17 protein-coding genes and 8 pseudogenes are annotated in these 20,014 nt (G+C 63.3%); 5 read left to right on the forward strand and 20 right to left on the reverse strand.

What is annotated here, in order from left to right; all coding sequences use genetic code 11:
* Positions 1-2 precede the first annotated feature (2 nt).
* The 16 genes and pseudogenes from ACVWXD_RS13030 to gspG form a co-directional block, all read right to left on the reverse strand.
* Positions 3-929 (reverse strand): annotated as a pseudogene (locus tag ACVWXD_RS13030) (two-partner secretion domain-containing protein); the annotation flags it as partial.
* A 184-nt stretch (positions 930-1,113) separates the two neighbouring features.
* On the reverse strand, positions 1,114-2,295 hold the full coding sequence (locus ACVWXD_RS13035) for a substrate-binding domain-containing protein (protein ID WP_181644160.1): 1,182 nt from the start codon (positions 2,293-2,295) through the stop codon (positions 1,114-1,116).
* A 523-nt stretch (positions 2,296-2,818) separates the two neighbouring features.
* Positions 2,819-4,030, reverse strand: coding sequence for a type II secretion system inner membrane protein GspF (gene gspF / locus ACVWXD_RS13040; protein ID WP_095185996.1), 1,212 nt, complete (start codon positions 4,028-4,030; stop codon positions 2,819-2,821).
* Positions 4,030-5,448, reverse strand: a complete 1,419-nt coding sequence (gspE, locus tag ACVWXD_RS13045) for a type II secretion system ATPase GspE (RefSeq protein ID WP_032885400.1) — start codon at positions 5,446-5,448, stop codon at positions 4,030-4,032. Before gspE ends, gspF begins: the two co-directional genes overlap by 1 nt.
* A gap of 226 nt (positions 5,449-5,674) precedes the next feature.
* Positions 5,675-5,819, reverse strand: a pseudogene (locus ACVWXD_RS13050) (type II secretion system protein GspE); the annotation flags it as partial.
* Positions 5,820-6,030: 211 nt separating this feature from the next.
* A pseudogene (locus ACVWXD_RS13055) lies at positions 6,031-6,186 on the reverse strand (type II secretion system protein GspE); the annotation flags it as partial.
* Positions 6,187-6,412: 226 nt separating this feature from the next.
* Positions 6,413-6,557: pseudogene (locus tag ACVWXD_RS13060) on the reverse strand (type II secretion system protein GspE); the annotation flags it as partial.
* 217 nt (positions 6,558-6,774) lie between these two features.
* A pseudogene (locus tag ACVWXD_RS13065) lies at positions 6,775-6,927 on the reverse strand (type II secretion system protein GspE); the annotation flags it as partial.
* Positions 6,928-7,153: 226 nt separating this feature from the next.
* Positions 7,154-7,298 (reverse strand): annotated as a pseudogene (locus tag ACVWXD_RS13070) (type II secretion system protein GspE); the annotation flags it as partial.
* A gap of 226 nt (positions 7,299-7,524) precedes the next feature.
* Positions 7,525-7,669, reverse strand: a pseudogene (locus ACVWXD_RS13075) (type II secretion system protein GspE); the annotation flags it as partial.
* A 217-nt stretch (positions 7,670-7,886) separates the two neighbouring features.
* Positions 7,887-8,039, reverse strand: a pseudogene (locus ACVWXD_RS13080) (type II secretion system protein GspE); the annotation flags it as partial.
* A 139-nt stretch (positions 8,040-8,178) separates the two neighbouring features.
* The gene (gene gspD, locus ACVWXD_RS13085; RefSeq protein WP_122755896.1) at positions 8,179-10,485 is read right to left on the reverse strand and encodes a type II secretion system secretin GspD; all 2,307 of its coding nucleotides are present in this window, start codon (positions 10,483-10,485) and stop codon (positions 8,179-8,181) included.
* Positions 10,482-10,994, reverse strand: coding sequence for a type II secretion system protein GspM (gene gspM, locus ACVWXD_RS13090; protein WP_122681462.1), 513 nt, complete (start codon positions 10,992-10,994; stop codon positions 10,482-10,484). The genes gspD and gspM overlap by 4 nt, the downstream gene beginning before the upstream one ends.
* A complete protein-coding gene (gene gspL, locus ACVWXD_RS13095; RefSeq protein ID WP_181644539.1) occupies positions 10,987-12,057 on the reverse strand; it encodes a type II secretion system protein GspL in 1,071 nt (356 codons plus the stop codon). Before gspL ends, gspM begins: the two co-directional genes overlap by 8 nt.
* Positions 12,054-12,932 (reverse strand): type II secretion system minor pseudopilin GspK, encoded by an 879-nt coding sequence (gene gspK / locus ACVWXD_RS13100; RefSeq protein WP_163034928.1) that lies wholly within the window; start codon positions 12,930-12,932, stop codon positions 12,054-12,056. The genes gspL and gspK overlap by 4 nt, the downstream gene beginning before the upstream one ends.
* Before the next feature lie 8 nt (positions 12,933-12,940).
* Complete coding sequence (gspG, locus tag ACVWXD_RS13105) at positions 12,941-13,390, reverse strand: type II secretion system major pseudopilin GspG (RefSeq protein WP_032885405.1); 450 nt, start codon at positions 13,388-13,390, stop codon at positions 12,941-12,943.
* A 148-nt stretch (positions 13,391-13,538) separates the two neighbouring features.
* Between gspG and gspI the strand changes: the two genes are divergently transcribed.
* A complete protein-coding gene (gspI, locus tag ACVWXD_RS13110) occupies positions 13,539-13,904 on the forward strand; it encodes a type II secretion system minor pseudopilin GspI (RefSeq protein WP_032885406.1) in 366 nt (121 codons plus the stop codon).
* Here the strand turns inward: gspI and ACVWXD_RS13115 are convergent.
* Positions 13,891-14,322, reverse strand: coding sequence for a type II secretion system protein N (locus ACVWXD_RS13115; protein WP_032885407.1), 432 nt, complete (start codon positions 14,320-14,322; stop codon positions 13,891-13,893). The two genes, gspI and ACVWXD_RS13115, sit on opposite strands and share 14 nt — an antisense overlap.
* A gap of 93 nt (positions 14,323-14,415) precedes the next feature.
* Between ACVWXD_RS13115 and gspH the strand changes: the two genes are divergently transcribed.
* Both gspH and ACVWXD_RS13125 read left to right on the forward strand, forming a co-directional pair.
* A complete protein-coding gene (gspH, locus tag ACVWXD_RS13120) occupies positions 14,416-14,868 on the forward strand; it encodes a type II secretion system minor pseudopilin GspH (protein ID WP_032885408.1) in 453 nt (150 codons plus the stop codon).
* The gene (locus ACVWXD_RS13125; RefSeq protein ID WP_122752800.1) at positions 14,865-15,467 is read left to right on the forward strand and encodes a type II secretion system protein GspJ; all 603 of its coding nucleotides are present in this window, start codon (positions 14,865-14,867) and stop codon (positions 15,465-15,467) included. The genes gspH and ACVWXD_RS13125 overlap by 4 nt, the downstream gene beginning before the upstream one ends.
* A 967-nt stretch (positions 15,468-16,434) precedes the next feature.
* Here ACVWXD_RS13125 and ACVWXD_RS13130 read toward each other — a convergent pair.
* The 3 genes from ACVWXD_RS13130 to ACVWXD_RS13140 are packed head-to-tail and all read right to left on the reverse strand — an operon-like array spanning position 16,435 to position 18,585.
* Positions 16,435-17,361: a FecR family protein gene (locus ACVWXD_RS13130; RefSeq protein WP_122752921.1), complete on the reverse strand. Its 927-nt coding sequence runs from the start codon at positions 17,359-17,361 to the stop codon at positions 16,435-16,437.
* Positions 17,362-17,398: 37 nt separating this feature from the next.
* On the reverse strand, positions 17,399-17,944 hold the full coding sequence (locus ACVWXD_RS13135; RefSeq protein ID WP_032888437.1) for an RNA polymerase sigma factor: 546 nt from the start codon (positions 17,942-17,944) through the stop codon (positions 17,399-17,401).
* Entirely contained in the window at positions 17,941-18,585 is a 645-nt protein-coding gene (locus ACVWXD_RS13140) for a secretin and TonB N-terminal domain-containing protein (RefSeq protein ID WP_032888435.1), read from the reverse strand. The genes ACVWXD_RS13135 and ACVWXD_RS13140 overlap by 4 nt, the downstream gene beginning before the upstream one ends.
* Positions 18,586-18,802: 217 nt before the next feature.
* Between ACVWXD_RS13140 and ACVWXD_RS13145 the strand changes: the two genes are divergently transcribed.
* Both ACVWXD_RS13145 and mntP read left to right on the forward strand, forming a co-directional pair.
* Positions 18,803-19,114 (forward strand): hypothetical protein, encoded by a 312-nt coding sequence (locus tag ACVWXD_RS13145; protein ID WP_032888433.1) that lies wholly within the window; start codon positions 18,803-18,805, stop codon positions 19,112-19,114.
* 221 nt (positions 19,115-19,335) lie between these two features.
* Entirely contained in the window at positions 19,336-19,899 is a 564-nt protein-coding gene (mntP, locus tag ACVWXD_RS13150) for a manganese efflux pump MntP (protein ID WP_032888431.1), read from the forward strand.
* The last annotated feature ends 115 nt before the right edge of the window (positions 19,900-20,014 follow it).

The raw sequence follows: 20,014 nt of genomic DNA on the forward strand, positions 1-20,014 counted from the left end.
TTGGCGGTGATGATCGTGCCGGCGTTTTCCACTTCGGTGCCGAGCAGCAAGGCATAGCCGCCCGCGTCGGTGGAGGTGGCGGCGTTGTGGGTCTGGATCAACGCACCGCGCTGCACCTCGACCTTGCCCGCCGCGTCGGTGAACGTCGGTTGAGTGCCATTGGTGTCGACATAAAGGCCGCGCTGGATGAACTGGTCATCGGTGATCGTCGCGGCAGCCGCCACCAGGTTGCGCACATTGACCTGGCTGGTGCCGCTGAAGACCACGCCGTTACGGTTCATGATCATCACCGTGCCCGCGCCCTGAATCTTGCCCTGGATTTCGCTGGGGCGTGCTTCAGGGTCATTGACGCGGTTGAGCACCGCCCAGGTGGACTGCTGCTGGAAATCCACCGTGGTGTTGCGCCCGACGTTGAACGTCTCCCAATTGAGGATCGCCTTGTCGGCGGTCTGCTCAATGCTCACCGTGGTCTTGCCGCCCGCCTGGGTCTGGGTCGGCGCCTTGGCATTGGTCCAGCCCTGGGTCAGGCTGTTGTCCACCTGCAAGCCGCCTTTGCCGAGGCCGTCGGGAATCGTCGAGACCTGACCGAACGCCGCCTGCCGACCGGCCGCCTGCGCCGCCTGCTGCGCCGCAATCGCCGCGACCGTGGTGTTGAGCGTGCTGATGGACCGCGCCAACTGCTGGTTGACCCGCGCCTGCTGGTTCAGCGTCGGCACCGACGGCATCTGCCCCGCATTGATCCGCGCCGCCGTCGTCGCCTGGGTCGCCCCCTTGGCCGCGAACCACGCTGGGCTGAACGCCGTCGCCGCATGGGCATTGCCCGCCACCACCAACAAGGCAATGACCTGAGCCAGAGGCTTGAGGCGCAACACAGTCTGGGCGTGCGAGCCCTGGGCATTCAGCTTGAGCGTGGGTTTGCAGCGGACCATCGGGAATCTTCCTTCTTTGTAATCGCCAGGAGCAAGACAGGCTCACGTATGAGGGTTAGGCGGTTGGCGAGGGGCGGGACTGAACTTCTGTCATGCAAAGTTCATAAAGGGCTGCTAACGCAAAAAAAATCAGCAACGGCACAGGCCGTTGCTGATCGGGGTTGCGGGTCGTTGAAAGCCTGGGTTACAGCGGACGACCGATGGCGTTGCAGACGCTGGTGTTACCGATGCCTTGAGCGCTGGAAGCGGTGGCAAAGGTGTCACGCACGGCTTTTTTCCAGTTGGCTGGCAGCGGCACGAAGCGGTTGTTGTTGATGGCGGTGTCGTTGTTGATCAGGTTGCCGTAGTGGCGGTTGAAGAACGCACGGACCTGGGTGGTCTGGGTGGCGTCGGCGTAGCACTGGCTGAAGATCACGTTAGTGAAGCCCAGGATCGGGTAGCCGCTGGATGGGTAGGCGAACGTCGCCGGGCCGCTGGCGGTGGCAGCGAATACCGGTACCCAGTTGTCCGGGTTAGTGGCGTCGATGAACGAACCATCGGCACGGGCTTCGGTTGGCGCAGGGATCTGGCCAATGGCGGTGGAAACGTTGGCAGGCGCTGGCGAAACACCGCCAATCTTGGCCACTTTGGTGGCGTCATCCAGACCGGCCAAGGTGGTCGCCGCGTAATCCGGGCTCATGTAGGTGATCGCGCCATCTTGAGCGTTCAACGCGGTCATTACGCCTTGGCTGCCGGTAGCGGCCACTGCGCCAGCAGGCAAGCCTGCACCGTAGCTGGACGAAAAGGTGGTGGTCACGGCGAACGGTTGCGTCTCAGCGCACTTGGCGTTGAGGAAGCGCGTGAACAGTTCGGTGGTACCGCTGGACTCGCTGCGGTAGATCACTTTGATCGCGCCAGTGCGACCCGAACCAGTGATCTGGCTCCAGTCGGTCAAGCGGCCCGAAAACACGCCGCACAGTTGGTTGACGCTCAGATCAACCGCGTTGGCGCCAGCCTTGTTGAATGGAATGGCGACCGAAGTGGCCACCGAAGGCGCCTGGATCAACTTGCCCCAAGTCGCTTGTTTGTTGGTTTGGTAAGCCAGCAGCTCAGCAGCCGTCAGCTTGGAATCGCTGCCTGCCCAGTGCACGTTCTTGTTAGTCACGCCCGCCACGAACTTGGTGTAATCGTTGTTCAGGAAAGCCGCCTTGCCGTTGCCGCTGCCCACGCCGACGTAGGCGGCGAAGCCAGTGGTGAGGACGCCGGAGGTTTGGTACAGCGGCTGTGGCAAGGTTGCGCCGCCGCCGTTGATGTCAGCCATTGCAGCCTGGGCCGAGCACAGTGCAGCGAGGGTCATGGATACCGCGAGAACGTTGCGCTTAAACATGAAGAATCTCCTTTCGTCGTGTTTGTACGTTTGGGGTAGATGGCTCTTGCATGACGCCATGGCTTCGGTCCCAAGCCGTGATAAAGGGGTGGCCGGGGGTGAAAACCATGGAAGAGAAAGTCGCAGTTTCCGATGACAGATGTAGGAAAAAACCTCGGGAGGAAACACTTGATTTTTAAAAAGATTCTCGGGTGTTTTGGTCATGATTCTGAGCGATTTCAGCCCAGGTGACAGCGAGGTTTCAGAGGCCCTGCCGTGGAGGCGGCAGGAACCGTTGGCAGATGACGGAATGAGGATCCCGAGGTTGGGACCCGGACATCGGGATACCAAAAAAACAACTGAAAAACGCGTTGAGTGGTGGAGGACGCTCGCCCCCCAATAGAACTGGATTTCCACGCAATGGACCTGCCCCCCGACAAAACGAGGTGTCTCAGAGAGGGTGCCGTGTCAGGTTTTGGGGGGGCTTCACCACCCAGCGCGGGGCAAGCCCGCTCACCACAGTAAGCCCGCTCACGCCGTTTGATCAGGTAACGAGTTGGTTGATCTCGATGATCGGCAACAGCACCGCCATCACAATCACCAGCACCACCGCCCCCATCACCACGATCATCAGCGGCTCCAGCAGCGCGGTCATGCCCATGGCCCGGCGTTCGATATCCCGCGACAGCGTCTGCGCTGCACGTTCGAGCATCGGCGGCAGCGAGCCGGTTTTTTCGCCGCTGGCGATCAGGTGGATCAATACCGGCGGAAAGACTTTCTCCACCGCCAGCGCCGGCGCCAGGTTGACCCCTTCGCGTACCTTGGCAGTGGCGTCGTTGACGCACTGGCTCAGGCGCTCGTTGGACAAGGTCTGGCGAGCCGCCTCCAGCGCCCGCAACAGCGGCACGCCAGCACCACCGAGGATGGCCAGGGTCGAGGCAAACCGCGCCGTGTTCAGACCCAGCACAAAGCGCCCGATCAGCGGCAGGCGCAGCACGCGACTGTGCCAATTCAAGCGCGCCACCGGGTTGCGCAGGTACAAACGCCAACTCCAGAAACCGCCGACAATCCCGGCGAAACACAGCCAGCCCCACGCGCGGATAAAGTCGCTGGCGTTGAGCATCGCCAGCGTCAGCCCAGGCAGGTCCTGACGCGCCTGGGAAAACGCACTGACCACCTGGGGCACCACGTAACTGAGCAAAAAAATCACAATGCCGATGGACACCAGCCCCACCACACCGGGGTAGATAAACGCGGTGAGAATCTTGCCGCGCAGGTTGTTGCGTTCCTCGATGTAGTCCGCCAGGCGCTCCATCACCTGGGCCAAGTCACCGGACTCCTCCCCCGCCGCAATCAACGCACGGTAGATCGACGGAAAGTCCCGTGGCCGCGCCGCCAACGCATCCGCCAGGCGCATGCCGCCGCGCACATCCCCACGCACGGCCGCCAACGTCTGGGCGATGTGCTTTTTCTCGGCCTGCTCCACCGTGGCACTCAGCGCCGCCTCCAACGGCAGGCTGGCGCCGAGCAGGCTCGCCAGTTGCCGCGTGGCCCAGGCCAAGTCGTTGTCCGAGAGCTTGGGCGTGAACAGGCTACTGCCCGCCGCCGCTGGCTGGCCGCCTTCGATCTGCACCAACAAGGCCGTCAAACCCCGCCCGCGCAAGTGGGCAAACGCTGCGCTCTGGCTGTCGGCCTCCACATGCCCGACCTCGACTTTGCCGCTGGCATCCGCGGCTTCATAGCGATAGCGATTCATCAGGCGTCCCGTGTCACGCGCAGGATTTCTTCGGGGGCCGTGGCGCCGCTGCGCACCCAGCGCTCACCGTCTTCACGCATGCTGAACATCCCGGCCCGCCGCGCGGCCAGGCGCAAATCCTGCTCGCCGGCGCCCTGATGAATCAGGCTGCGTACATCGTCGTCGACACAGAACAATTCATGGATACCGGTACGCCCGCTGTAACCGACCTGGTTGCAGTGCGAGCACCCCACCGGACGCCAGGTGCCCGGCGCGGCAGGATCTTCCTGCTTGCAATGGGGGCACAGGCGGCGCACCAACCGCTGGGCCAACACACCTAGCAATGACGACGCCAACAGGAACGGCTCGACGCCCATGTCGATCAAGCGGTTCACCGCCGACACCGCATCGTTGGTGTGCAACGTGGCGAGTACCAAGTGACCGGTGAGCGAGGCCTGCACGGCGATCTGCGCGGTCTCCAAGTCGCGGATTTCACCGATCATGATGATGTCCGGGTCCTGACGCAGAATGGCCCGCAGCGCCAGGCCGAAGGTCATGTCGATCTTGGCGTTGACCTGGATCTGGCTGATGCCCGGCAAGTCGTATTCCACCGGGTCTTCCACGGTGAGGATATTGCTGGTGCTCGCGTCCAACCGCGCCAACGCCGCGTACAGGCTGGTGGTCTTGCCACTGCCGGTGGGCCCGGTGACCAGCACAATGCCGTGGGGCTGGCGGATCAAGGTATCGAGGCGCGCCAGCAACTGCGGCTCCATGCCCAGAGTCTCCAACTGCAAACGCCCGGCCTGCTTGTCGAGCAAACGCATCACCACCCGCTCGCCATGCCCGGTGGGCACCGTCGACACTCGAATATCAATCGGCCGCCCGGCCACACGCAACGCAATGCGCCCGTCCTGGGGCAGGCGTTTTTCGGCGATGTCGAGCTGGGCCATGATCTTGATCCGCGACACCAACGCGCCATGCAGCGCCTTGCGTGGCGACACCACATCGCGCAGCGTGCCGTCGACGCGGTAGCGCACCACGGAATGGGTTTCGTAGGGCTCGATATGAATATCACTGGCTTCGTCCCGCGCTGCCTGGGTGAGCAAGGCGTTGATCATGCGGATCACCGGCGCACCGTCCTGGGTGTCGAGCAGGTCAGTGATCTCGGGCATGTCCTGCATCAGGCGGTCGAGGTCGACCTCGTTTTCCGCCGCGCCCACCACGGCGGCGGCGCTGCCGGTGTCGGCGTAGGCACTGGCCAGGAGACCGTCGAGTTCGTCATCGCGTATCTGCTCAATCCGCGACTGGCCGAACTGGCGCTGCACTTCGCTGATCGACCAGCCGGGGGTTGAGGGGCAGACGGTCAGCAACATGCCGTCCTCGCCGGGGCGCAGGAGGATGCGTTGGGATTTGGCCCAGGCGTAAGGGAGAAGGCTCACAAGGTATCTTCCTGACCGAGCACGGTCCAAATGTGGGAGGGGGCTTGCCCCCGATAGCGGTGGGTCAGTGTGTACATCTGTGGCTGACACACCCTCATCGGGGGCAAGCCCCCTCCCACATTCAGATCTTCATTTGGATTCATGGCCGTGCACCTACCGGTACAGCCCGAATCACCGCCCTCGGCCCCGGCTGCTGCCCCCCCCGGAATCGCCTTCTTCACCTGCTCAATCCGCGACTGGCCGAACTGGCGCTGCACTTCGCTGATCGACCAGCCGGGAGTTGAGGGGCAGACGGTCAGCAACATGCCGTCCTCGCCGGGGCGCAGGAGGATGCGTTGGGATTTGGCCCAGGCGTAAGGGAGAAGGCTCACAAGGTATCCTCCTGACCGAGCACGGTCCAAATGTGGGAGGGGGCTTGCCCCCGATAGCGTTGGGTCAGTGTGTACATCTGTGGCTGAAACACCCTCATCGGGAGCAAGCCCCCTCCCACATTCAAATCTTCATTTGGATTCATGGCCGTGCACCTACAGGTACAGCCCGAATCACCGCCCTCGGCCCCGGCTGCTGCCCGCCCGGAATCGCCTTAACCTGCTCAATCCGCGACTGGCCGAACTGGCGCTGCACTTCGCTGATCGACCAGCCGGGGGTTGAGGGGCAGACGGTCAGCAACATGCCGTCCTCGCCGGGGCGCAGGAGGATGCGTTGGGATTTGGCCCAGGCGTAAGGGAGAAGGCTCACAAGGTATCTTCCTGACCGAGCACGGTCCAAATGTGGGAGGGGGCTTGCCCCCGATAGCGGTGGGTCAGTGTGTACATCTGTGGCTGAAACACCCTCATCGGGGGCAAGCCCCCTCCCACATTCAAATCTTCCTTTGGATTCATGGCCGTGCACCTACCGGTACAGCCCGAATCACCGCCCTCGGCCCCGGCTGCTGCCCCCCCCGGAATCGCCTTCTTCACCTGCTCAATCCGCGACTGGCCGAACTGGCGCTGCACTTCGCTGATCGACCAGCCGGGAGTTGAGGGGCAGACGGTCAGCAACATGCCGTCCTCGCCGGGGCGCAGGAGGATGCGTTGGGATTTGGCCCAGGCGTAAGGGAGAAGGCTCACAAGGTATCCTCCTGACCGAGCACGGTCCAAATGTGGGAGGGGGCTTGCCCCCGATAGCGGTGGGTCAGTGTGTACATCTGTGGCTGACACACCCTCATCGGGAGCAAGCCCCCTCCCACATTCAAATCTTCATTTGGATTCATGGCCGTGCACCTACCGGTACAGCCCGAATCACCGCCCTCGGCCCCGTCTGCTGCCCGCCCGGAATCGCCTTCTCCACCTGCTCAATCCGCGACTGGCCGAACTGGCGCTGCACTTCGCTGATCGACCAGCCGGGGGTTGAGGGGCAGACGGTCAGCAACATGCCGTCCTCGCCGGGGCGCAGGAGGATGCGTTGGGATTTGGCCCAGGCGTAAGGGAGAAGGCTCACAAGGTATCTTCCTGACCGAGCACGGTCCAAATGTGGGAGGGGGCTTGCCCCCGATAGCGGTGGGTCAGTGTGTACATCTGTGGCTGAAACACCCTCATCGGGGGCAAGCCCCCTCCCACATTCAAATCTTCCTTTGGATTCATGGCCGTGCACCTACCGGTACAGCCCGAATCACCGCCCTCGGCCCCGGCTGCTGCCCCCCCCGGAATCGCCTTCTTCACCTGCTCAATCCGCGACTGGCCGAACTGGCGCTGCACTTCGCTGATCGACCAGCCGGGAGTTGAGGGGCAGACGGTCAGCAACATGCCGTCCTCGCCGGGGCGCAGGAGGATGCGTTGGGATTTGGCCCAGGCGTAAGGGAGAAGGCTCACAAGGTATCCTCCTGACCGAGCACGGTCCAAATGTGGGAGGGGGCTTGCCCCCGATAGCGGTGGGTCAGTGTGTACATCTGTGGCTGACACACCCTCATCGGGAGCAAGCCCCCTCCCACATTCAAATCTTCATTTGGATTCATGGCCGTGCACCTACCGGTACAGCCCGAATCACCGCCCTCGGCCCCGGCTGCTGCCCCCCTCGGAATCGCCTTCTTCACCTGCTCAATCCGCGACTGGCCGAACTGCCGTTGCACTTCGCTGATCGACCAGCCGGGGGTTGAGGGGCAGACGGTCAGCAACATGCCGTCCTCGCCGGGGCGCAGGAGGATGCGTTGGGATTTGGCCCAGGCGTAAGGGAGAAGGCTCACAAGGTATCCTCCTGACCGAGCACGGTCCAAATGTGGGAGGGGGCTTGCCCCCGATAGCGGTGGGTCAGTGTGTACATCTGTGGCTGACACACCCTCATCGGGGGCAAGCCCCCTCCCACATTCAGATCTTCATTTGGATTCATGGCCGTGCACCTACCGGTACAGCCCGAATCACCGCCCTCGGCCCCGGCTGCTGCCCGCCCGGAATCGCCTTCTCCACCTGCTCAATCCGCGACTGGCCGAACTGGCGCTGCACTTCGCTGATCGACCAGCCGGGAGTTGAGGGGCAGACGGTCAGCAACATGCCGTCCTCGCCGGGGCGCAGGAGGATGCGTTGGGATTTGGCCCAGGCGTAAGGGAGAAGGCTCACAAGGTATCTTCCTGACCGAGCATGGTCCAAATGTGGGAGGGGGCTTGCCCCCGATAGCGGTGGGTCAGTGTGTACATCTGTGGCTGACACACCCTCATTGGGAGCAAGCCCCCTCCCACATTCAGATCTTCATTTGGATTCATGGCCGTGCACCTACCGGTACAGCCCGAATCACCGCCCTCGGCCCCGGCTGCTGCCCGCCCGGAATCGCCTTCTCCACCGAAGGCAACTGCGGCGCCTGCACATCCGGCATCGCCCAACTGTGTTCCGGCTGCAACCCACCCTGCGCCCGGCGCATAAACTCATAGCGGTTCAAGGTAATACTGCGCCCCGCCCCACTGTCGCGAATGATGTAAGGCCGCAAAAACACCATCAAGTTGGTCTTGCTCACACTGCGCTTCTCATTGCGAAACAACGCCCCCAACCCCGGAATGTCCGATAGCCACGGCACCGCGTCGTTGCTCTGGCTATAGCCATCCTGCAGCAACCCACCCAGCACCATGATCTGCCCGTCATCCAGCAGAATGCTGGTATCAATCGCACGTTTGTTGGTCACCGTCCCCGCCGCCACCGACGCCCGGGAATCCACACTGCTGACTTCCTGATAGATATCCAGCTTCACTGTGCCACCCTCGGAGATCTGCGGGCGCACGTTCAGCTTGAGCCCCACTTCTTCGCGCTGCACGGTCTGGAACGGGTTATTGCTGGTGCCCCCGCCGCCGGTCACATAACTGCCGGTGACAAACGGAATCGTCTGCCCCACAAAAATGCTCGCCGCTTCGTTATCCAGGGTCAGCAGGTTGGGCGTGGACAGCACGTTGGTGCCGCCCTTGCTCTTCAAGGCGCGGGCCAGCACCTTGAGGTCGAGCACCTTGCCGATCCCTGGAATATCCACGGTGCCGTTGACCAGACCGATGTTCAGGCCCTTGGGCAACACATCAATGCTGGTGGGACTGGTGGGCGTGCCATTCACACCGCTGCCGCCGAGGTTGACACCGCCAAACCCGCCTTTGCCCGCTAGGTTGCCGGCCTGCCATTGCACGCCGAATTCCGTGGCGTCGTCCTCGCCAACTTCGACGATCAGGCTTTCGATCACCACTTGGGCGCGGCGTTGATCGAGCATGTCGATCACTTCCCGCAGGTTGCGGTACAGCGGGTCCGGCGCGGAGATCAGCAAGGTGTTGGTGGTGGCGTCGGCCTGGATGGTTACGCCGCCGGCGCTGAACGCAGTGTCCTGATCCTTGGACGGGCTGGCGGTGGAGGGTGAATCCTGGCCATAGCTCGATTGCACCCCACTGCCGGTGGGCGTACCACTGCTGTTCTGCGCATTGCTGGCTGGGGTGGTGTTCTGGCCATTGCCGCCCATGGCGCTGAGTTTGCTGCGCGCCTCGTCGCTGACCCCGGCGTCACTCTCGCCGGTCAGCAACCCGCGCAGCGACTGGGCCAGCTTGCCCGCCTGGGCGTTGCGCAGGTACACCACGTGCATGTTGCTGGGGTTGCTTTGGGCGTTGTCGAGCTTGTAGATCAAGTTGCGCGCCAGCTCCGTGCGCTCGGGGCTGCCGGAGCGAATGATGATGGAGTTGGAACGCGGATCGCCAATCACATTGATCTTCTGGGTCTGGTCGGCCCCTTGGGTTTCCAGGAGCTCGGCGACCATGGCCGCGATATCGACAGCAATGCCGTTCTGGATCTGCACCACGTCAGTGTCGATGGCGCTGGGTGTGTCGATGCCACTGATGATCTGCGCGACCCGCGCGAGGTTTTCCGCGTAGTCGGTGATGACGATGCTGTTGTTACCGGGATAGGCGTTGATCGGGTTGTTTGGCGACACGATGGGGCGCAGCACCGGGATCAGGTTCACCGCGTTTTCGTATTGCAGCCGAAAGGTACGGGTCTGCATGCCGCTGCTGCCGGCGCTGTAGATCGGCCCGCCGAGCAACTTGGCATCGGCCTCCGGCACCACCTGGGCCACGCCGCCGACATCAACCACGCTGAACCCCTGCATGCGCAGCGCCGCCAACAGCATGTCGTAGGCCTGATGCGCGGGGACCTGGCCTTCGCTGACCAGGGTCAGGTTGCCTTTGACACGTGGGTCCACCAGGAACTGCTGACCGGTAGCACGGGACAGTGCGCGCACCACGGCCTGAATATCGGCGTCGACAAAGTTGAGCTGCACCGGTTGGTCGCCCAGCGGATTACGTGCCTTGACGGTCGTCGGGGCCTGGCCTCGGGCGCTGTTGGTCACCCGGTGCTGTATGGCAGGTTTGGGGACAAGTTCGCGCTGGCGATCCAGCACGGTATCGCCGCCGCGGCGGGTCTCGGCCAACGGCTGGCCGAGTTCGCTGTCCACCAACAACGGCTTGGTGGCCTGCTGGGTGCTGCACGCACTGAGCGCCAGCAACAGCAGTGGCGCGGCCATACGAAAAGGGGGGACTGACCACTTCATGAAGCTTCCTTAGCGCCAAGCGCCTGATCCATGCGAACGGTCCCGGACACAGTGCCGGCCGAAGTGTCGACGGTGTCCGGGGCACGCTGCAAACGTGCCTCGGACACTTCCAGAGAAAAGGTTCGGGGATTGCCCAACAACCAGCCCACCACAGCGTCCGCCGGGGCGTTGTCGAAGGTCAGGCGCCAACCGCCAGCATCCAGCGCCTGCAACTGGTAATGCTCGCGCAGACCGGCGCTGTCCAAGGCCTGGCGCAGCGCAGCTTCGTCGGCGGGCCGAGGTGCTGTGACGTCCTGCAACAGCACCTGCAACGCGGCAGCCTGGGCGCGCAGCTTGGGGGTTTCGGCTTGCCAATAGTCGATCTTTTTAAGCGCGGGCTGGACCAGAATCAGCCAGGTCAACAGGCTCGCCAGCACCAGACCGGCCCCCACCAGCATGCGTTTTTCACGCAGGGCCAGGCCGTTCCAGAACACATGGGTCTGGCTGCGTACGCGGTGCCATTTATTCATCGCCGGCTCCAGGTTTTTCCGCGATCTGGGCGGGCGCAATGCTCCACCCACGGTCGTCCCGTGTGGCGGCAAAACCTGCCTGGGCCAACGCGGCTTGCCACTCGCCCTCGGCCGCCGGGCTGCGGCTGTCAGCCAGCAGTTCCAGGTGCAATCGCCCCTGCTCGAAGGTCAGGGTGTCGACGCTGCCCACCATAAACGGCAGATGGCTGCCCACCAGTTGCAGCAGGCTGGGAAAGCGCTGGCCGGGGTCGGCGGCGGCGCCAGTCTGGCGTGCAGTCAGTTGCTGACGGGCCTGCTGCAACGGGTTGAGCACCACCGGCAATTCAGGAAACGCCTGGCGTACCTGCTGGCTCATCAACGCCTTGAGCCGCTGGCCTTCATCCGCCTGGCGGGCGGCGTACAGGTTGAGGCCGACCGTCCACACGACGGCAGCCAACGCGACACAGCCCAGCGCCCTGCCCCAGCCACCGCTGGACGCTTGGCTGAGACGCGCGTGCAGGCCCCAGCTCGGCACGGCACCGGCCCAACGCTGCGCCGCGTCCACCAGCGGCACATCGAGCGCCTGCAAACCCAGCGGGTGCACCGCTGCTTGTTGCAGGCTGTCGCGCGTCAACAAATAGCCTTCATCCAACGCCGCAGCCCCTACCGGCAAGGCATAGGGCGCGGGATACAGGCCGCGCAGTTTGAGTGGCGCCTGCGCCAGGACCTGGCTGAGTCGCTCCAGCCCAGCCTTCGGCACCCAACCAACCTGCACGCGGCCATCGCTTTCGCGCGGGCCGTGAGCCACTTGCATCTGTTCCACTGGGCCGAGGATCAACGCCTGGGCCGCGCAGGCCACGGCGGCATGGGTTTTGGCGGCAGGCAGTGGCGGCAATTCGAGGCTTGTCAGCAGGCTGTCGCAGGGGTGCAGAAAGCAGTCCACCGCGTGGCGGCCCTTGCCCAATTGCGCCAGGCTCTCATGGCCTTCAGAGGCCACCGTGCCACGCTCCCACCAGGCCCATTTCACCCGGCTGTCCACACTCAATTCAGCCAGCGGCGGCAAGGCAATGCGCAAGCGTTTCATACGCCCACCCGCGACCAGATCACCTGGGGCCGGCGGTTTTCCGGACGGTGCAGCAGCGCGTCGAGGGTCACCCGACGTTGCTCCTGCCGCGCCTGGCCTTGCAGGCGAAACCACTCGCTGGTGATGCCGACCTGCACTGAGTCCACCGCCACCTGGGGCAAGTGCAGGCGATTGACGAAATCCCCCCGGTTGATAAACCAATGCCCGCCGTCACGCTCAGCCACCAGCGCCTGGGCCTGGGACAGACTCAGTTGGGGCACCACGGCGCTGAGCACTTCGGCGCGGGCGGTGTTGCCGTTGACCCAAGTCATGTCGGGCAGCACGCTGATATAGGTCTGCATGCGCTGCAACACCGCGGCGTCGAGGCCTTCCACACCGCTCAAGTCATCCAGGCTGCGCAGCATCGGGTACTTGGCGGGCGTATCGAGTTGCGCATAGGACGCGATGACCCGCTGGCTGATACGCCGGCTCACCGCCGGGTCAACGCCGATCAGGCGGCACAGGCGTTCAAAACTCTGCAGTTGCTCGGCATCCACCCGCTGGCGATTGACCAGGTTGCGCAGGTTGAACTTGCCCTGCTCGTCTTCAACCCGACCTTCGAATGTGCCGCCCTGAGCGCGGGCCCAAGGTTGGTCAAGGCGGGTCAGCACGTCTTTCTGGCGCGCCTCCCACAGCATCTGTCGGCTGCGCTCAAGCCCTCCCTGCAACAGCCACTGGCCCTGCGTGCGCATCTGCTCGGCTTCCAGGCTGCGGGTAAACACGGTCTGGCGCGTGAGCATGGCGCCGGCGATCACCGCGACCACGGCGGCGATCAGCAACGCGCTGATAATCGCCATGCCGCGCTGCTTCGCCGCTGGGGGCGAATACTGTTTCATGGCGCGCCTTACAACTGCCAGGAGCCAATATCGGCATTCACGCCATCGCCATCCGGCTGGCCATCGGCGCCGAGGGAGAACACATCGACTTCACCATTGGCGCCCGGGTTGAGGTAGTGATACGGGTGGCCCCACGGGTCATTCGGCAATCGGTCAAGGTAGGCGCGCCAGGTGTTGGTCTTGGCATCCGCCGGGCGTTCCACCAGCACTTTCAGGCCCTGGGTCATGTTCGGGTAAGTGCCGTGGTCGAGGCGGTAGAGTTTCAGCGCCTGCATCAAGCCGCCGATGTCCTGCCTGGCCGCCGTGGCCCGCGCCTGGTCCGGCCGGTCGAGCACCTTGGGCACCACCATCGCCGCCAGAATCCCGAGGATGACCACCACCACCATGATCTCGATCAAGGTAAAGCCACGCTGGCCGCGAGGGCCTGGCAATGGGGACGTTAGGCGCGCGATATCCATCTCGACATTCCTTGGGTTGGGTGCATTTCGTGGCGCAGTGTTGCAAGAACATATGTCAGTCGTATTGAAAATCCTCGGGAGGTTCGGTCGCCAATCGGTCAACTCGCGGCGCTAGTCTGCGGGCCTGTTTACGGGCTTTGAGAGCGCCATGTACGGCCATCGCAACGAGCAAGGATTTACCCTGATTGAAGTGCTGGTGGCGCTGGCGATCATTGCCGTGGCCATGGCCGCCGCTGTGCGTGTGGCCGGATTGATGACCCAGAGCAACGGGCTGCTGCGGGATAAGTCGATGGCGTTGCTGGCGGCCCAAAGTCGCCTGGCGGAGGTGCGCCTGGAGGGCGGCCTGCGCAGCGGCAAGAAGACCTTCGAGTGCGACCAGGGCCGCTTGAAGCTGCGGTGCGAACAGACCGTCAGCGCCGATGGCCCGCTCTTTCAAATTAGCGTGTTGGTGCTCGACGCCAGCCGTGAGGCGCCGCCCCTGGCGCGGCTCGCCACCCAGGTCATGGCCGAGTGAGGCGCGGCAACGCAGGGGCATCCGGCAACTTATCGAGGTTGACGCGCAGCTTCTCGCCACCGCGCTCAATCTCCACGCCATCGCCTTCGATAGCCGTCAGCCGCACGCCAGGGCTGAGGCGTTCACCCAAAAGAAAACTGCGCGGCGGGCCGTCGTTGAGGCTGAGGATCGCCACCGCACCGCGCGCGCCAGCGAGTACGCCAGTGACCTTGACCTGCAACGCCGTCGGCGCATTGGCAAACCATTGCAGCGCCGGGTTATCGCTGCGCGCCGCCAGAGCCTGCGGGGTGGCCTGGGGCGTGTGGGATTCGGCGGACGTGAGTAGCAGCGGCGTCCACACCACCCCGCCAGCCAATGCCGCCAGCAACGCACCGATCTGCACGCCCTGGGCGGGTGAAAATCGCAGGGAAAAAGCCATGAGTGGGACCTCCTGTTTGTCCGTGTCTCCAGCGTACAGGCCAATTCGCACGTTTTTATTTCACAACCTCGCCAGTTCAGCAGGTGCCCCACGATGAAACAGCACGGCTTCACTCTGATCGAGCTAATGGTGGTGCTGGTAATCATCGGCATCGCCAGCGCGGCCATCAGCCTGAGCATCAAGCCTGACCCGCTGCACCTGCTGCGCAAAGACGCCGAACGCCTGAGCCAATTGCTGCAAGTGGCCCAGGCCGAAGCCCGCGCCGACGGCCGCCCGATTACCTGGCGCGCCGATGCCAAGGGGTTTCGCTTCAACCGTCGCCGTGATGACGGGATGGGCATGGAGGCGTTCCAGGGCGATGCCCAATTGCGCCCACGCTTATGGGAGAGCACGCCGATGCAAATCAACATCGAACCCCGGCAAACCCTGGTGCTCGATGCCGAGTGGATCAACCCACCCGTGCGTGTGGTGCTGTCCGACGGGCAACACAGCCTCAGCCTGCAACGCGATGCCGCCGGTTTGATGCGCGTGGTGAGCCAGCCATGAGTTCAGCGCAGAAGGGCTTCACCCTGATCGAAGTGATGGTGGCGATCATGTTGATGGCGGTGGTCAGCCTGATCGCCTGGCGCGGCCTCGACAGCGTGACCCGCGCGGATCATCACCTGCAGGCGAGCACGGAACAGACTGAGGCGTTGTTGCGAGTGCTGAACCAGCTGCAGCGGGACATCAGCCTCAGGGCCAGCGTCGAACTGACCGCACCGACAGACGACGCCGATGGACTGGCCGCGGTGACGGTGCGCAGCTCTGACAGCAAGGGGTTTGAGTTGGACGTGATTCGTCGTGCACCGGTCGCTGGGGATGGGCTGCAACGGGTGCGCTGGTGGCTCAAGGGCGACAACCTGTATCGCGCGGCGGCGCCTGCGCGGGATCGGTTTCCGTTGCCGGCGGCCAAGGATGGCGTGGTGGTGTTGACGGGGGTGAGCGATCTGCAGGTGCGGGTGTGGGAGACGGATAAGGGCTGGCGGCAGTTGAGTGGGAATCGGCGGGGGGATCCTTTGGGGTTGGAGGTTAGGCTGGTCAGGCAGACCGCTCAGGGGGTTGAGCGGTATCGGCAGGTTTTGGGGCCTTTGCGGGTGGGGGAGTGATTGGGGGCATATCCGTTATTTGGGTGATGGCCGCTTAGGGTTCCGCCCTTACGGCGGCTCACTTTGGAAAAGCCCCAAAGTAAGCAAAGGGCTCTTGCCCCAACACTCGGCACCTCGCCTAGGCTCGGTGTGCCCGCACTCCGGCTTGAATCCGTGGGCCGCCGCGATGGGCCATCCATGGCCCAGCGCGGCTAACCCGGCGTCCTGCCGGGTTACCCACGGATTCAAGCCTGCGTTCGGCCAGCGTGTTTGACGGGGCGCCTGAGATCAAGATCAAAAGCGCAGATCAAAAGACCGCTGACTTCGTCAGCGAAAAGGATGTAAGAGCCAGATCAAAAGCACATCAAAAGCACATCAAAAGCAGAGCAAAAGCAGAGCAAAAGCAGAGCAAAAGCAGAGCAAAAGCAGAGCAAAAGCAGAGCAAAAGCAGAGCAAAAGCAGGACAGCAGGCTAGGACCTATCTGTCTGATCTATGGAGATCAAACTGTGGGAGGGGGCTTGCTCCCGATGGCAGTGGGTCAGTCACAACTGCATCAACTGACACACCCTCATCGGGAGCAAGCCCCCTCCCACATTTGAAATGAGGTCGACCTGAGAACCCGGTCGGCTCTAAGGCCGCCGCGCTCTTGCTTTTGATCTGAAATCGCCCCGTCAACCACGATGGCCGGAATTCGACGTTGATTTGGGGGGTAAACCGGCAGGGATGCCGGTTTAGCCGCCCTGCGCCATGGATGGCGCGTGGCGGCGGCCCCCCAAATCAATGTCGTATTACGGGCATGCCGAGCTTAGGCGAGGCACCGAGTGGTGGGGCGAAGGCCTTTTGGTTACTTTTGTCTGGGCCGGCATTCCGGCCTTTACAAAAGTGACCCGCTGTAAGAGCGGAACCACAAGCCGTCGTTACCTAAATAACGGATATGTACACCCTAACGGATACGTACACCCTAACGGATATGTACGCCGACACACCTCAACTCAACAAAACAACCCCCCCAGGCAACTCCGTACACTTAGCCCCATAAGCATCCCGTATCAACAACGCCACGCCCGCCAACTGCTGCAAACTAAACCGCGCCTGCACCCGCCGCTGCCCCAGTTCCTTGTTAAGCAACACCAACATCCCCGGCCGATAGCGGTTGATCTCATCCACCACCGTCGCCAACGTCGCGTTGTCAAACACCAGCACCTGCTCACGCCAGGCCACCACCGACTGCGTATCCACGGTGATCACGTCACTGACCCCGGCAGCGCCGTAGCTCATTTGCCGACCACGGCCCAAACTCACGCTGTTGCCGCCAACGTCCACCGACAGCGACCCTTCGATACAGGTGACACACACCCTGTGATCGGTATGACGCACATTGAACCGCGCCTGCGCCGCACTGACCCAGCCCTCCCCGGCCTGGACCTTGAGCGGCTGCGCAATATGGGCGACGACCTCGACCTCGCCTTCGAGCAATTCAATCCCCTGACCCACCCGGCTGATGCGCGTCTGGGTATTGAGTTCCAGGCTCACGCCGTCACTCAACAGCACTTGGCGCTGCTCGCCGACCTCAGTGCGATAGTCCGCCGTCAGCCCGGAAAACCCGCCCGGCACGCCGACGCGCACCATCACCACCGCCGCCGACGCGGCAATCGCGGCCCCCAGAAATGCGCGACGCCCGAACTGACGCGGCGCAGACGGTTGCTCAAGCGCCGGTGCCAATTGCTGCCACAACCCCTTCGCCTGCTCAAACGCCTGGGCATGCTCCGCGCTCTGGGCGCACCAGGCTTTGAGGGCCTTGGCATCGGCCACGGTGGCGCGGCCCGAGGTCAGCAGGAGCAGCCAGTCGCGGGCTTCATCGTGCAAGGGGCTGGCGGCGGATTGCCGGGCGATGGAGAGGCTAAAAATGTTCAAGCGCGCACATACTCACGGTTTTATCAGGGACTCAACACTAAGACGGTTTTCCGGCGCCGGGACCGAACCGCTGGATCACTTTTCTTTCCAGTCGTTTGGCGCAATGACCCAGTGCGGCCTTGATTTCCTTCTCGACCATGCGCGTGGAAATGCCGAAGCGCTGGGAGATTTCCAGGTGCGGCGCCTCTTCCAGGCGGGCGGCGATCAGGATCTTGCGTCGGCGCGAGGGCAGTTCATACAGGGCTTTGACCAGGGACTGGATTTCACGTTGACCGCCCACCACCCGCGACGGGTCCTGGGCTTCGTCGGCGCTTTGCAGCAGTTCTTCCACCTCGCTGCCGGTCAGCAAACGGGCGTCGGCCTCGCGGCGGTCGGCAGCGATGTTCAGGGCCATGCGGTACAGGTAGGCATTGGGTTGCGCCAGGTTCGGCGGCATCTCCATGCGGTCGACTCGCAGGTAGGTTTCGTGCAACACGTCATTGGCCAGGTCCTCGGAGCCCAGACGCTTGCGCAAACGCACCTTGAAATCTTCGTAAGAGGCCAGGAACAAGCTGACCATCGTGCTGTGCCCGGTATTTTTCATCCGCCCGAGGCTCCTTTTACGGCTGTGCATTCCATGCGTGTTCCTGTGGTGTCGGGCATCAAGAGCAAAGTCACCGGTTGACGCAGTGAACTCGGCGCCGGGCGTTCCACCCGTGCAGCGCCCAAGCTGCGGACCAGTGCTTCATCGCGTTGTTCATCGCCGGTGGAGCTGACCAGCCGGCTGTGTTCGATCATGCCGTCGCGGTTGACCCACACCTGCACCAGCGCACGAAAACTGCCGGGCCGAGTCAGGGGCGAACGGCACAGGCTGGTCTCGATGGCCTGCTGCAAGGCCGTGGCGTAGCTGTTATTGATCCGTGCAGCACTGCGGGCCGCCGCACCATGCGCCGGGGGCGGTTGGCTGACCTCGGGCAACTGCAAGGTAAACGCATCGCTGCGTGCATAACGTGCCATCAGGCCGCTCCCTGTCAGCAACATCGCCAGAGCCTCCTGCGCCGTGAAGCGACCGCGCACGGCGAGGGAGCGTCGGCCCTGCGTCAACTCGCGGTCCACGAGCACCGCTATCCCCGTCGCGCGGCTATAGGCCTGCAGGGCGTGTTCAAGGTCTTGCGCGGGCAGGTTCAGCAGCAACAGCGGCGACTGCGCTCGCGCAACCCCGCCGCCAGCCAGCAGCAACAGCAAGACCAGGGCGCATACGGCGCGCCTCCAGGCTCCCTGTTCACCCCCTGCGTAGCATCGCTGCACGGCCGACGCGCCCTAGAAAACCGTCATCCTGAGGCCCGTTTATGAACCTGATGTTACGGTGATAGCAAAAAAAACATCACGGTGACGAGAAGCCCGCTGCACTAGACTCTCAAGCCATACCGGCCCACTCCTTCGGGCCTGCCAGGAGGCCATGATGAAGCTGCTCCCGACCCTCGCCAGCCTGTTGCTGTGCGCCGCCCTGCCCTTACTCGCCCACGCCGACAATGCGCCAAGCGGTTGCACCGAGGTCACGGTGGATGGGTACAAGGCGCCGGATTACGGCTGCCTGGGCCAACAAATGGGCAATGACACGAATGCAACCAAAGCGGCGAAGAAAAACCGTGAGGCACAGCATCTTTCTATCGAGCAGCGGCCGCCGAACGCCGTGGGCTTATCCACCCCGGCGGCAACCAGCGTGCGCATGGGCAATACGTTTGGTACGTCGGTCAAGCCGCAACGGCCGTGAGCCTTTTGACGAAATTTTCATCTTTGCCCCCCTATGATCGGCCACCTCGTTGGGGAGTAACCGGCTTCTGACCCCGTTGGAAGCGTTCGTATCAACATATTCGGCAACCTGCCGTGGTGCGAACACCGTTTTTCGGTTGGTGAGACCAGCGACACATCCATGCCTAAAGTCGGGCGCGTGGTTGTGTCGTTGTGTCCTATAGCCCGACTGGAAGCCTCACCGTGAACCCCATTTCCCTGATTCTTCTCGCCCTGGCCATGTCCACGGACGCCTTCGCGGCGGCCATCGGCAAAGGCTCCAGCCTGCACAAACCGCGTTTGACCGAAGCCCTGCGTGCCGGTGTGATTTTTGGTGTGATCGAAGCCATCACCCCGATGATCGGCTGGGCGATCGGCCACGTGGCCACCCGTTGGGTGGAAAGCTGGGACCACTGGATCGCCTTCACCCTGCTGGTCGGTTTGGGCCTGCACATGATCTGGAACGGGCTCAAGGCCGATGACGAAGAAGCCGAGAAACCGACCCAGCACTCGTTCATGATCCTCGCCGTCACGGCGTTTGCCACCAGCATCGATGCGATGGCAGTGGGTGTTGGCCTGGCGTTCGTCGACGTGAATATCCTGGTGGCCTCCGCCGCGATTGGCCTGGCGACCATGACCATGGTGACCATCGGCATGATGCTCGGGCGGGTGCTGGGCACCGTGGTGGGCAAGCGTGCCGAGATGGTCGGCGGCGTGGTGTTGATGCTGGTGGGTGCGACGATTCTTTACGAGCATCTCTCGGTCTGACGTGCACACATAACAAATGTGGGAGGTGGCTTGCCACCGATGGCGGTGGGTCAGTCAATGATGCTGTGACTGTACTACCGTTATCGGGGGCAAGCCCCCTCCCACAGGGGTTCTA

It is taken from the genome of Pseudomonas sp. TE3911, assembly GCF_054062775.1.